Genomic DNA, 14,649 nt, shown 5'->3' on the forward strand with positions numbered 1-14,649 from the left:
TTATGTCCTAAATTGAATTAAAAGTCCTCTTTTGAAAAACAAAAATCCTCCTTTTGAAGAGACCGATAAAATACTTTTGGCAAAACATAAAAAAGTATTTTAAATGAAAAAAATTTACGCATTGTTAATTCTTGCCTTTGGATGTATGTCCTATTCCTATGCGCAGGTTAATGTATCAGGAGTTGTAGTTTCTGATGTTGAAAAAGTACCCGTTCCGGGAGTCTCTGTTTATATTAAAGGAGAGCCAAAGGGAGCTGTTACAACAGATTTTGACGGTAATTTTAAAATTAAAGCCAATGTAAACGATGGTGTTTTAGTTTTTTCTTATGTAGGATTTAAAACAAAAGAAGTTTCTTTTTCCGGTAACCAAAAATTAACGGTTTCTATGGCAGAAGAAGTGAGCACTTTAAATGAAGTAGTAGTAGTAGGTTACGGTTCTCAAAAAAGATCTGATGTAACGGGAGCTATTGGTTCTGTAAAAAGTGAAAATTTTAATAAAGGAGTGGCTGCCAACGCAGGGCAGTTAATTCAGGGTAAAGTTGCCGGAGTTAATGTAATGGCAGCGAGTGGTGAGCCAGGAGCAAATCAGGATATCATTATTCGCGGGGTTGGAAGTTTACGTTCCGGAACAACACCTCTTTATGTAGTAGACGGATTTGTTCTTGACAATTCTGGTAATGGTGTTGCTACAAACCCTTTAAACTTTATCAACCCGCAGGATATCGAGAGCATTGATGTTCTTAAAGATGCCTCTGCAGCGGCTATTTATGGTTCCAGAGCTGCAAATGGAGTAGTAGTAATTACAACTAAAAAAGGTTCAAAAGGGCAGTCAAAAATTAACCTTTCTATGACTACTGGTTTCTCTTCTTTAGCAAATAAAGTAAATGTTTTCAGTGCTGATGAATTTAGAAAACAAGTTGCTGCTGTAAACGGAAATTTACAAGATGGCGGTGCAAGTACAGACTGGCAGGATGAATTAACAAGAACAGGGGTTTCTCAAAACGTTAATTTATCGATGAGCGGCGGAACAGACAAATCAACTTATGCTGCTTCTGTGGGAATGGATAATCAGGAAGGTATTTTCCAAAATAGTGATTTAAAACGTTATTCAGGACGTTTGAATTTAAACCAAAAAGGATTAAACGATAAACTTAATATTGCCTTTAACCTGACAGCAACTAAACTTGAAAATTCAAGACCAGATGCAAGAAGTGTTGTTGGAAATATGCTGACACTGAATCCTACTGATGCCGTATATGTTAACGGACAGCCAAATGTTAACTTAAGCAACGATGCTGTAAATCCTTTAATCAGCCAGAGAATTTATTCTGATGAAACAAACAACAATCGTATTCTTGCGAACATTAGTCCATCATACGAATTTATAAAAGGATTAACCTATAAATTTAATCTTGGAGTGGATTATTCTATGTCGGAAAGAGACATACAGGTTTTACCATATACTTCGGCTACTAATACAACTGAAAGTACTTTAAACAACATTGTTACTAATAATAATAACGTTTTGTACGAAAACACTTTAACCTATAACTTTAATGTTAAGAACCATAATTTTACGGTTTTAGCTGGTCAGTCTTACCAGAAAATACAGGTGAATCAGAAGAATTATGATTTTAAAGGATTCCCGGATAATGGTGTAGAACCTAAAAATCAAATTGGAGCGGCAGCTGAGCTTAGAAGCAAGTCTTCATCAGCAGTAGAAAATGAACTTCAGTCTTTCTTCGGAAGATTAAACTATGGATATGATAACAAATATTTATTGACTGCCACTATGCGTGCAGATGGTTCTTCTAAATTTGGTAAAAACAACAGATACGGATATTTCCCATCTGTAGCATTAGGCTGGAATATTACAAAAGAAGATTTCTTAAAAGAATCTGAAACGCTGAACAACTTAAAATTAAGAGCAAGCTGGGGTCAGACTGGTGTTCAGGAGATTCCTTCAAAAATTACCAAAACAAGTTATACAGAAAGTAACAGCGGTTATGATACGTATCCATTGGATCCAACCGATACTGATTTAGCTAGTTATCCTTATGGTTCTATCTATACTCGTTTAGCAAATCCAAATCTTCAATGGGAAGTTTCAACACAAACAAACGTTGGTTTAGATTTTAGTTTATTCAATAACAGATTATCAGGTACTGTAGATTATTTCAACAAAGTTTCAGATAATATTTTGTTAGAGGTTGCTCCTGTAGATCCTATTCAGCCTGCATCAAAGTACTGGACAAACATTCCTAATATGGAAATCCGGAACAACGGTATTGAAGTAGCTTTAGATTACAGCAGTGATAAAAGCAAAGACTTCTCTTACAGCATTGGAGGGAACATATCTTTTACAAAAAACAAAGTAGTAAACTCTCCTTATAAAATATTGACAACCGGAGCAGCGCAGGGAGGCGGGCAAACCGGAGCAACTATTAACGGAGTTTTAAACGGACACCCAATTGGTTCTTTCTATATGCTTGATTTTACCGGAATTGGTCCTGATGGTCAAAACCAGTTTGCAGATACAAATGGAGACGGTTCTATCCTTGACAACGATCGTATTGTTGCAGGAAGTGCCTTGCCAGATTATATCTATGCTTTTTACCTGAATTTAAAATACAAGAATTTTGATTTCGTTGCTAATTTTAATGGTGCAGGCGGAAACAAAATTTACAACCACGTTGCTATGACTTCATTCAACAGAGGAAATTTAGCAAACTCTTTTAATACAACAGACAGAGCTTCAGAATATTTAAACGAAGCCTCTACAAACTCTAATACAGTTTCTACAAGATACTTAGAAGATGGAAGTTTCTTACGATTAAATAATGCGAGTTTAGGATATAATTTAAGCCCGAAATTAGTTGGACTTGGAGATGTAATGGACAACATTCGTCTTTCTTTAACAGGTCAGAACTTATTTGTAATTACAAAATACAGCGGTTTTGATCCTGAAATTAATACAGGAACTTCTGTAGGCGAAATTCAGTCTTTTGGTATTGATTATTTCAGTTACCCAAGAAGCAGAACTATTGTATTTGGCTTAAACGTTGCATTTTAATCAAAAATAAAAAAACATGAAAAATAAAATAATAATAGCAGCTCTTGCATTAGGTGTATTGTTTACCTGGAGTTGTACTGACTTAGAAGAAAAGATCCTTGACGAATCCTTAAATGGTGCAGGACAGGCAGAAGCAATCAGCGGTGCTATTGCTCCGGCTTATGGACAATTAAAAGCAACATGGTACCATACAAATAATTTTGGTTTACAGTTAATTGCCAGTGATGAAGGTATTTTACCTTACAGAGGAGGAACAGATTGGTACGATGGTGGTAAATATTTAGCAGTACATGCGCATACTACAACACCTACTAATGACTTGGTTACAAGTACATGGAATGCTCTTACCAAAAATATTTCCAGAACATTATCTGCTATTGAAGTATTAACTCCTCTTGCAGAAGGCGGAAATACAGAAGCACAGGGAGCTCTTTATGAAATGAAGGCCTTAAGAGCTTACTTAAATATGCAGACATTAGACAGCTGGGGATTGGTGTTTAAAAAAGAGTCATCGGCCAGTACTTCTGAAATCCTTCGCGGACAAGATGCTGTAACTTATATCGAAAATGAATTACTTTCTGTTGCGGATGTAATCAATACCAATAAAGGTCCGGGAAGAATGACGCAATCTGCGGTTTGGGGACTTCTTGCGAGATTAAATCTAAATGCAGCAGTATATCGTGATCCATATGGTGTACCTTCATTTACTACTGCAGATATGGATAAGGTTATCAAATACTCAGATAACATTATTAACTCTGGTAAATTCAGTTTCTCTACGGAGTATTTTGACTTATTTGATGACAGTAATGATACAAACAAAGAAGTAATCTTTTCAATAGATCAGCGTGGAGTTTTAGCTGATGAGCACAACCGTTGGGCTTATTGGTCAATTCCGGGATCTATGTTCCCAAGACCAGAATCAATCAATGCAGATGGTACAGACGGACCTGCTATTACGTCCGATTTCTATCGTACATGGGTAAACGCTTATGGTGCTGTAGATCCGGCAGATGCTGATTCAAGATTTTATAAAAACAATGCAAAAGTACCAGATAACTTAAAAGACCTTACAGGACTTTCTCCGTTAAATGATGAAAACCACTACTACTGCGTTAAAGCGGAAGAGTTTGAAATAGACAGAGGAATTATGAGAGGTATTCCATGGGCTGCAAGAAAAGATGCGAATGGAGCATTTTACAAATGTGACGGCGGATATAGAATTTATCCGGTTAAACAAATTAAAGGAAATGGTCCTGATAAAAACGTAGGTTACGTAAACCTTACAGAACAAGTTGATTTTACTAAAGAAGGAAGTATGCACTATTCAGGATACAGAGTATCTAAATATCAGTTCAGCCACACTTCTCCTGATGGTAATACCTACAGCAGTGTAGATATGGTAATGCTTAGATATGCCGAAATTTTTATGATGCGTGCCGAAGCTAAATTAAGAAAAGGAGATAACGCTGGTGCATTAGCAGATATGAATACAGTTAGAACTTCAAGAACTGCCCGTGCTCCAATTCCGGCTGCGCTTCCGGCCATTAGTCTGGATATTTTGTACAGAGAATATGGTTTTGAATTCTACTGGGAAGGTTTAAGAAGAAATACTCAAATCCGTTTCAGCCATTTTGAAGATAAATGGACTGAAAAATCAGATACAGATGTTAATAAGAGATTGTTCCCGATTCCACAGGTAGCAATTGACGGAGCTTCAAATACTCCGGGTTATTTAATACAAAATAAAGGATACTAGTTTTAGTTTGTTTTTTTTACGTTGAATTTGAAGGCTGCGGTTTTTATACTGTCGCAATAAAAAAGCAGTCTTCTTGTGTTTATTTATTTGAAACAGGGCGTCAGACGCCCTGTTTTTTTATTCATTTTCTAAGATTTTGAACAATGAAAAAAGGATTTTTCAACGATATATTCTTCATCACACTGTATTTTCTTTTTGTTTATCCAAAATTTATTAATTCCCGCAAATGAAATCATCATTTTTATTCATCTGGCTGTCCCTGTTTTTTTGGGGAGCAGAAAATCAACTGCATTCTCAAAATGCGGTTAAAATACATTCTCATAACGATTATAATCAGGCAGTTCCTTTTTGGAATGCTTATGCAAACGGAGTATCGTCTATAGAAGCCGATATTTTTCTAAAAGAGAATAACTTATATGTTTCTCACGATCAGAAAGAAATTACTGCCGCACGAACTTTGGAAGATTTATATTTAAAACCGTTAGAAACGGCTCTAAAAATGAATTATAAAAAGGAGCATGAATTATTTCTGTTAATTGACATTAAAACAGAAGCTGTACCAACTCTTAATAAGCTTATTGCTATTTTAAAAAAATACAAATCTGTAACAGAGAACAAGAATGTTAAAATCATTATATCGGGTAACAGGCCCAATGTGGATACCTACAGCCAATATCCTGATTTTATATTATTTGATTTTCAGGAAGCAGAAAAACCGGCTGCAGAAGAAAACTGGAAAAAAGTAGCCATGATAAGTATGGATTTTAAAAAATATTCTGTCTGGAATGGTTTAGGAAGATTAACCCATGACGATTATAATCGTATAAGTTCCGTCATTTCTAAAGCAAAAGCACTCCATAAACCTTTCAGATTCTGGGGCTGTCCGGATACCAAAACAGCCTGGAAAGCCTTTCTGGAATTAGGTGTAGATATTATCAATACAGACAAACCTTATGATTGTGTTCAATATATAAATTTATTGCCTAAAAGACTTATAACAGCAGGTAATGCATCAAAAGTGTATACACCAGATTACAAAACAGATCAAAAAAACCTTCCGGTAAAAAATGTAATTCTTTTAATTGGCGACGGAAATGGTTTGTCGCAGATATCGTCAGCTGTTCTGGCTAATAACGGTGCTTTGTCACTTACACAGATGAAGAGTATTGGTTTTATCAAAACACAGTCGGCAGATGATTTTACAACCGATTCTGCCGCTGCCGGAACAGCACTGGCAACAGGTGAAAAAACTAATAACAGAGCAATTGGGACTGATAGTTTAAGAAAACCCATTATTAATATTTTAGAAATTTTACAAAAAAGAAACTTTTCAACTGGTATAATAACGACCGATGAAATTACGGGTGCTACACCGGCCTCTTTTTATGCACATACAGAAGAAAGATCAAATACAGAAAAAATTGCTCAGGATTTATTAAAAAGCAAACTCAATTTGTTTGTTGGAGGAGGAGCTTCTACTTTTAAAAATATGCCGTTAGAGGCTAAATACAAGCTATTGTCTTCTGTTAAAGAAATGCAGACAGTAAATAGTGATACGGTTGGTGTTTTTATTTCTTCGGGCAGAGTACCGTCTGTTTTAGAAGGAAGGGGAGAAGTATTGGCTGATGCCGTAAAATATAGTTTGGAATTTTTAAACAAAAAGAATAAACCTTTTTTCCTGATGGCAGAAGGAGCACAGATTGACAGTTTTGGTCATGTGAATAATGCTGCCGGAATCGTAGCTGAAACCATAGATTTCGATACTGCCATTACTCAGGCTTTGCTATTTGCGGATAAAAATGAGGGTACATTAGTTATTGTTACAGCAGATCATGAAACCTCCGGATTTGCGATTCCGCAGGGTAATGTGAAAAAACACAAAATTGAAGGTGATTTTATAACTATTGACCATACAGCCACGATGGTTCCGTTATTTTCATACGGACCCCATTCACAGGATTTTCAGGGAGTGTACGAAAATAACGAAGTGTTCCATAAAATACTTTCAGCATTAGAGAAAAAGTAAGATGTTAAATTAAAGGCTAAAAAAACGGAAAAATGAGGATATATATCAAAGCTGTAGTTTTATCAGGATTACTGCTGTTGATGACGGAAGGATTTGCCCAGCAAACCGTTCATCAATACGTTGAACCAATGATTGGTTCAGAAGGAGTGGGCAGGGTTTTCATCGGTCCCTCATGTCCGTATGGAATGGTAAAACCAAGTCCGGATTGTACCGTAAGTCCAAACAGCGGATGGCTTCCAATGCCCAAAGAAGTAACAGGATTTAGTCAGGTACACGTGAGCGGAACCGGCGGAGGACCAAAATACGGAAACATCTCCATTATGCCATTTTCGGGAGCTTTGGATAAAATGGATCAGACTTCTTTCAGAGCAGAAGAAAATGTAAAACTGGGGTATTATGAAACGGTTTTCAAAGAAAACAATATTAAAACCGAAATCACGACAGGAGAGAAAGTTTCATTTTACAGAATTACTTATCCAAAAAACAAATCAAAAGAATTAAAAATAGACCCGGGATTTTTCCTTGGAGAAGAAAAGATTCCTGATGCCAGAGAAGCACAACAGTTTGTAGGTTCGCAGATCGAAATAGTTTCGGACACCGAAGTAAGAGGGTATAGCCGAATCAGAGGAGGTTGGAACAACGGAAGAGCTTATACGGTTTATTTCTGGGCTGTTTTCGATCAGCCGATTGCTAAATATGTAACTTTTAAAGACGGAAAATTTTACAACAATCAAAAAGCACAATTTGATTCCGGAAAGAAAACTGGAGCGTTGCTTTCTTTTGGAAACTCCGGAAAAGAAGAATTAAATGTCAAAATTGGAATTTCCTTTTTAAGTGAATTAAAAGCGAAGAATAATATAGAAATCGAAATCCCGCATTGGAATTTCAACACCGTTTTAGCCGCTTTAGAAAATAAATGGGAAGATAAAAACGGCATTTCAATTGACGGAAAAACAATAGAAACATTGCATATAAAAGCCCAGATTGACGAAACCGAAATGTGGATTGTAAAAAATCCGGAGTTTCCTTTAATCTGTAAAATCATAAAAAAACCGTTAGGAATTAATCTAACCCTGGTAAAAGTAGTGGATTAATTAAATTTAAGTAAACTGATTGTATCTTTTAATTTTGGGAGGATTGCTGCCAAAAACTTGTTACACATTTTCAAGTTATAATTTAGCTGAAGATTCAATTTCTGTTTAATTTCTTTTTTGCTTCATAGAGTTTATAATGGTTCTGAAGAACTAAAAAATAGTATCAACTGTCTCCAAATGCTTTTAAATTACAGAGTCTACTATTTGATTAATGTTAGCAATTGATTATTTTTTGGTTAATTGCTTGATTTTATGATTAAAGAGAGAAAAATTAATGAGGTAAATTTACGAAGTTAGTATTGTTAATTCAGTTCTAACCATCAAAACATAAAACGTGCAAAAGCATCTTATTCCTTCAGAAACCTCATGGCTTTCTTTCAATAATTGTATTTTGGATGAAGCGGAAGACTTAAATAATGCAGTATATGACCGAATCAAATTTTTGGCCATTCATTCCTCTAATTTAGATGAGTTTTTCAGAGTCAAAATATATAAACTGCAAAAAAAGAATAAGAAAAACACCAATCTTTTACAAGATGTTTTAAGTGAGGTAAATCTACAGCAAAATAGATTTGGAAAAATATGGAGTTATTCAATTTTAACTGAATTAGCTCTAAATGATATTATATATTATGAATATCAGGAACTTTTGCCAGAACATTTAGAGGAAATCGAATACTACTTTAAAAGTATAATTTTATCTTATATTCAGGTTGTTTATATCACGTTGAATCAACCTAAAACCTATTTTCTAAATAATCGCAGTTTATACTTTTTAGTAAAATTAAGAGACAGCAAAGGCAATTATAATTTTGCTTATTTAAATATTCCGTCAGACAAACTGGATCGTTTTAAACAGCTGCAAAGCCTGGAAAATACTCATTATATTATTTCAATCGATACTATAATCAGAAAATGTCTGCCACTGATTTTTCCGGCAGATAAAATCATTTCGTGTAACGCCATAAAATTAAACCGGGATGAAAATTATCTGATTGAAGACGAAAATACAGGTGATTTAATAGCCAAAATTGAAGAAAAAATCGAAGAACGCAAACGAGGTTCGGCCACAAGATTTTTGTACGATTCTAATATGGATGCCGATTCTTTTTCGATCTGTAAAAAAGCCTTCAAACTTTATAAAAGTGAAATGATAAAAGGCGGAAGCCATCATAATTTTTTCGATTTATTCAAATTTCCAAATCCGGTTAAACCAAAGCTGCAGGGAAAATATTATCCAAATCTTCCGCATCTGCCTTTTGAAAACAAAACATCGATTTTTGATGTCATAACAAAACAGAATCAATTACTGCATTTCCCTTATCAGTCGTATTATTACGTACTTCAATTTTTTAATCAGGCCGCAATCAATAAAAATGTTACGGAGATTAAAATTACGTTGTACCGTATTTCTTCTCAATCCTTAATTGCAAATGCTTTAATAAGTGCAGCAAAGAATGGAAAAAAAGTAACCGTTTTTGTTGAGGTAAAGGCACGTTTCGATGAACATAATAATTTGTACTGGTCTAAAGAAATGAAAAATGCCGGTATTAAAATCATTCAAAGTCTTCCTAATTTAAAAGTGCATGCCAAAGCCGCGATGATTACGATGAAAGACAAATACGGCAATAAAAAAAATTATGGCTATTTGTCAACAGGAAATTTTAATGAAAGTACGGCAAATGTCTATTCGGATTTTGGTTTTTTTACAGCAGAAACGGCGTATACCAATGATTTAAAAAAGATCTTTGCCTTTCTAAAAACCAAGAAAAAAGGGGCAGAGCCAAAGCATATTTTAGCCGCTGGATTTAATATGAAGGAAAAATTACTGGAATTAATGGACACTGAGATAAAAAATAAAAAAGCAGATAAACCGGCGTCGATATTTTTAAAAGTAAACGGGTTGGATGAAAAAGATATTATTGATAAACTTATTGAAGCTGATAAAGCAGGTGTAGAAGTTACATTAATAGTCCGCGGAATATGCACGCTTTTGCCAGAAATTAGAAAAGTATCAGAAAACATAAAAATCTACCGCATTGTCGATATGTTTTTAGAGCATTCCAGAATATATAAATTTGCAAATAACGGACACGAAAAAATCTTTTTATCTTCTGCAGATATGTTAAGTCGAAATTTAAACAGAAGGATAGAAGCGGCATTTCCAATATACGATGAAAAACATATTGAAGAAATAAATAAAGTAATTCAGCTGCAGTTAGAAGATAATACCAAAAGAAGAATTATAAACCGTCAGGGCAATAGTGAATTAGAAAATGACGATAATGAAAATCCAAGACGGGCACAGACTGAAATTTACAGTTGGATTGCAGCTGCCCATAAAATATCCTAAATTGTTTTTGAAAAGTCTGATCTAAATGATCGGATTTTTTTGCGACAGTTTTATCAAATTCATCTAATATTAAATTAATAAATCAGAGTGCTGTAAGAGATATCGCAGCGAAGTATTTAATTTTTCATTTTATTAATAATTAAACCGATTATCACTTTTGAAGAGTAGTTTTTGTGGATTGTTCTTTAAGATTTTTTAAAAAGCTGTAATGTTGTTTTAAATATTCCGGTGGATAAAAATAGAATAGATTAGATAATTTTGAGAGTAGAATTTAATTTAACTGCCTCAATCTTTATGCTATGAAAACAATCCAGTTCAGAACAGATGACCTTACACAGTATACGGTCAATATTAATCATATTACCTGTATGTTTCCGGCAGACGAAGTCAAGGGGACCTGGATTTATTTAAGCTGCGGAACGCGTTTAAAGAGCCTGATTGCTCTTGATGTTGTTTTGGAAATGATTAATGAGGCTAAAAGCAGCTAAATGCAAAAAAGCGATTGAATAAATCAACCGCTTTTACAAAAACATCAACAACAACTTGAAAATACTATTTAGTATATTTTTTTCTTAAGAGATTTATTTCTTTAGGTCCAATTCCTATTTCCTGCTGCAGGAAGTTTTCTACGCTTCCGTACTGTGTTTTAATTCCGCCAAAGAATGAACGAATAAGTTCTGGTTTGAGTGCCATTTCGTTTTCAATCTGGGCTTCAGTCATACCGCTCATTTTGGCGAGAGGTGCCATCATTCCTTTATTCATTTTTTTCAGATAAATGTTAGAGGCAACATAATCTTCTTCAATAGTATTCTGTGGAACTTGTAAAACATAAAGAAACAGTGCGGTGGCCATACCTGTACGATCGCGTCCGCCGGTGCAATGGTACATTACCGCTTCTTTTTTATCAGCAGTTAGTAGTTTTACAAACAAAGGGCGGAATCGGTCACCACTGTATTTTACCGCATCTATACCATAAAATTTCTCAAGAAAACCGCCTTCTTTTAAAAGTTTAACCATCTGTGCAGCATTTGGAATGCTGTCACTTCCAGCCGGACTCAAAGTATAATCTGTGTTTTGCGGCAGGCGATCCGGAGCGGCTTTCGATTCGGCAACACCCCTAAAATCAACAACTGTATGGATTTTCTTTTTATCTAAAAGTTTGATGTCTTCCGGTGTCAGTTTATCAATGCCGGCACTTCTGTATACTTTTCCCCAGACAACTTCTTTTCCATCTGTAGTTTTGTATCCGCCCACATCTCTGAAATTTAATGCTCCTTTTACCGGAACCAATCTTTTTATACTGTCTGTTAGCTGAGCGTTTGCCAATGTCTGAACCAGAATTGCAGCTATAATTATTGTTTTTCTCATTTTTATATTGAATTAAATTATTTGTTTTTAAAAGATGTCGTAGCGTAAACCTGCCTGTCCGCGGCTTCCATACCATTCCTGAGAAGTGACACGTTTTTTATTATCTCCCATATACATTTTTACAGGAGAATCGCTTAAATTGTTCAGTTCGATAAATACCTTAAGTCTTTTATTGATATTAACAGTTGCTGAAGCATCAATAGTGAAATTAGAATCTGACCAGATGTAATAATCAGGACCTAGCTGCTGATTTATGGTTTCTACAGAATTACCGCGGTAGTTTCCGGCAAGACGAACCATTACCCCATTTCTTTCGTAGAAAAGGATCGCATTAAATAAGTTTTTAGATTGGTTTGGAAGACTTGTTTTATCATTTACCGTCGTAGTTCCGCTAACACGGGGAACTTCCGTTTTTGAATCTAAAAAGGTGTAGTTGAATTCAACTCCAAATCCGCTCCAGAAGCCATTTAGGAAATCAAATCGTTTATTGATTCCAGCCTCAAATCCAATTAGAGAAGCTTTGTTTAAGTTTTTTGCCTGAGTAACCAGATAATCATTTCCGTCGATATTCTGCATACTTACATCCGTAAATACGACATCTGTAATGTTTTTGTAAAATGCACCACCGGAAAGAATTCCAACATTATCAAAGTAGTATTCTCCCATTACATCGAAATTGTTACTGAAAGTTGGTTTCAGATCCGGATTTCCCTGCGTAATCGTATTAGGAGATGCGGTTGTATTGGTCGAGCTTCCGGGAGTCATATCGCCAAAATTCGGACGTACAAACGTGCGTGTATAAGCAGCACGAAGATTTGATTTTTCGGTTAACTGATATTTTAAATGAAGCATTGGAAGAAACGAAGTGTAATTGTTTTCTACCATAGAAGGGCTTAATGTAATTACAGCAGGAGTTCCTTCTGTAGTCGCTTTTGTTCCGTTCAAAGTCATAGCAGTGTATTCATTGCGCACACCTCCAACAATTTTTAATTTATCTGTGGCATCAATTTCAGCCATTATATATCCGGCAATTACGTCTTCATCGCCTGTATAGAAAGCAGTAGCATTTGTTTTGGAAGTAAAATCCATAAATCCGTTTGCGGTTTGGAAAGATTGTCCGTACATATCAAACAATTGATTTTTTGTCAATGGATTTACAATGAACTGGCTGAAATCGCCGTTCATGTTTCCGAAAAATTTACTTCCGCTTGGGAAATTTGTGGTTTGCAGTGACGCAAGCGGTACTAAAGCAGGTGAGTTTGGAATTCCAACGGCTGCTCCCGGAAGATATACATAATTAGAGCCATAACTGTTTGTTCTGTCTTTGTGACGGTATTTAGCGCCAAACTTTAAATTCACTTTAGAAGTTGCTTCAACCTTTAAATTCACCTGTGCAATCTGGTCTCTTTCACTATTATCAAGCTGTGCAATTACCAACTGATTTAACAGCAGTTTTGTCGGATCCATTACTTCAGCAGGATTTGCAATACCGGTTTCAAAATGATCTACTGTGCCGCCAACTCCGTTTGGAGAATCAAATCCCCAGTAACGCTTTCCGTCGTTTGAAAGATCGTTGAAACCTCCTGTAATTCTCTGACGAAAAGTTGCAATAGGAAGTCCTTTATTACCTGAAGTTGGAGGAGTATCCAAATAATATTCCGATTTATGATTGCTGTAACTCCAGTCCAGTTTGAATTTTTCGCTCATCTGATGTTCTCCGCCAGCTTCAAAACCGTTTAAGGCTGTCTGATAATGAGAATATCTGTAATTGTATTGAAAACGAGAATTGGTATAATCGATATAAGATTCATAAACAGGACGAATATCGTCAAACTTATTAGCCATTCCTCTAAAGAATATTTTATCAGATGGTGTCAATTTATATTCAGCTCCTACATTCAGGCCTTTAGTTTCGCGTTCTCCCATGTAACGTTTAAAAAGTACTGTATTGAGTGATTTTTTCTGTTCGACTACAGCTGCTCCTGTATTATAAGTAGCAGCAAATTCGTCAGAACCCCATTGTCTGCTCCAGATTGCTCCCGAAACAATCACTCCCAGTTTGTTATTAAAAAATCGATCTCCGTAAGTGACAGAACCGTTATAAGTACCATTTTCACTGAAAGTATTATATCCACCGGCAGCGCTGACATTTAGTATACGTTTTGATGGTGCAGTTCGCGTGATGAAATTGATAGAACCACCAATTGCATCTCCTTCCATATCGGGAGTAATTGCTTTTGAAACCTGTACATACTGTATCATTTCTGAAGGAACTGCATCTAAAACCGATGAACGATTTCCCATCACGTTTGAACTCGGAAGACGATTTCCGTTAAATAAAGTAGAAGTCCATGCAAAAGGAGTACCTCTTACCGTTGCCTGATCGGCCTCTCCGTGATAACGGGCAACAGCTACACCCTGCATACGCTGCACCGCTTCAGCTGCATTACGATCCGGAAGTTTTCCAATCGCATCTGCGGCCATTACATCCATAATTGCCAGCGAGTTTTTCTTGATACTGTAGGCTTTGGCCTGAGAAGGCGCCATAGTACCTTTTACAACAATTTCTTTAAGGGAAGCAGAACCGTCCGGTATCATTTGGATTAATCCAAGATCATTGATTCCCTTTACCAGGTTTATAGTGATTGATTTGGTCTCAAAACCAATGTAACTTATTTCGATTACAGCTTCTCCTTCAGAAGGAGCAGTAATTGTAAAAGCGCCTTGTAAATCTGAAACTGCCGAATTAGTAAAGGTTTTTCCGGTAACATTTGCAGTAGGCAGTGTTCCGGCATCGCTGGTAACAACCCCTTTTATGGTTTGTGCATTAGTTGTTAGTATTGAACCTACAGCGATAAGCACTGTGAAAAGAGCTTTTTTGAATATCTTTTCTTTCTTCAACAATGATTTTAAAATAATTTTAGGTGTCATGTTTTATAGTTTTTTTGCAAAGATTGCTGCGATTTAAACTATGAA

8 protein-coding genes are annotated in these 14,649 nt (G+C 35.6%); 6 read left to right on the plus strand and 2 right to left on the minus strand.

What is annotated here, in order from left to right; translation table 11 throughout:
- The first annotated feature begins 103 nt into the window (after positions 1 to 103).
- The 6 genes from ACODST_RS12900 to ACODST_RS12925 all read left to right on the plus strand — a co-directional run bounded on the left by ACODST_RS12900 (position 104) and on the right by ACODST_RS12925 (position 10,793).
- Positions 104 to 3,073, plus strand: coding sequence for a SusC/RagA family TonB-linked outer membrane protein (locus tag ACODST_RS12900; RefSeq protein ID WP_488932521.1), 2,970 nt, complete (start codon positions 104 to 106; stop codon positions 3,071 to 3,073).
- Between the two features lie 16 nt (positions 3,074 to 3,089).
- Positions 3,090 to 4,832 (plus strand): RagB/SusD family nutrient uptake outer membrane protein, encoded by a 1,743-nt coding sequence (locus ACODST_RS12905; protein ID WP_488932522.1) that lies wholly within the window; start codon positions 3,090 to 3,092, stop codon positions 4,830 to 4,832.
- Positions 4,833 to 5,058: 226 nt separating this feature from the next.
- Positions 5,059 to 6,858, plus strand: coding sequence for an alkaline phosphatase (locus ACODST_RS12910; RefSeq protein WP_488932523.1), 1,800 nt, complete (start codon positions 5,059 to 5,061; stop codon positions 6,856 to 6,858).
- Between the two features lie 32 nt (positions 6,859 to 6,890).
- Positions 6,891 to 7,952, plus strand: coding sequence for a hypothetical protein (locus tag ACODST_RS12915; protein ID WP_488932524.1), 1,062 nt, complete (start codon positions 6,891 to 6,893; stop codon positions 7,950 to 7,952).
- A 334-nt stretch (positions 7,953 to 8,286) separates the two neighbouring features.
- Complete coding sequence (gene ppk1, locus ACODST_RS12920) at positions 8,287 to 10,305, plus strand: polyphosphate kinase 1 (protein WP_488932525.1); 2,019 nt, start codon at positions 8,287 to 8,289, stop codon at positions 10,303 to 10,305.
- Positions 10,306 to 10,604: 299 nt separating this feature from the next.
- The gene (locus ACODST_RS12925; RefSeq protein ID WP_488932526.1) at positions 10,605 to 10,793 is read left to right on the plus strand and encodes a hypothetical protein; all 189 of its coding nucleotides are present in this window, start codon (positions 10,605 to 10,607) and stop codon (positions 10,791 to 10,793) included.
- 64 nt (positions 10,794 to 10,857) lie between these two features.
- On the opposite strand, the gene ACODST_RS12930 is transcribed toward ACODST_RS12925, so the two are convergent.
- Both ACODST_RS12930 and ACODST_RS12935 read right to left on the minus strand, forming a co-directional pair.
- Complete coding sequence (locus ACODST_RS12930) at positions 10,858 to 11,673, minus strand: tyrosine-protein phosphatase (protein ID WP_488932527.1); 816 nt, start codon at positions 11,671 to 11,673, stop codon at positions 10,858 to 10,860.
- A gap of 27 nt (positions 11,674 to 11,700) precedes the next feature.
- Positions 11,701 to 14,604 carry a TonB-dependent receptor gene (locus ACODST_RS12935; protein ID WP_488932528.1) on the minus strand — a complete coding sequence of 968 codons (2,904 nt, stop codon included), beginning with the start codon at positions 14,602 to 14,604 and terminating at the stop codon, positions 11,701 to 11,703.
- Between the last annotated feature and the right edge of the window lie 45 nt (positions 14,605 to 14,649).

It is taken from the genome of Flavobacterium sp. FG19, assembly GCF_057809475.1.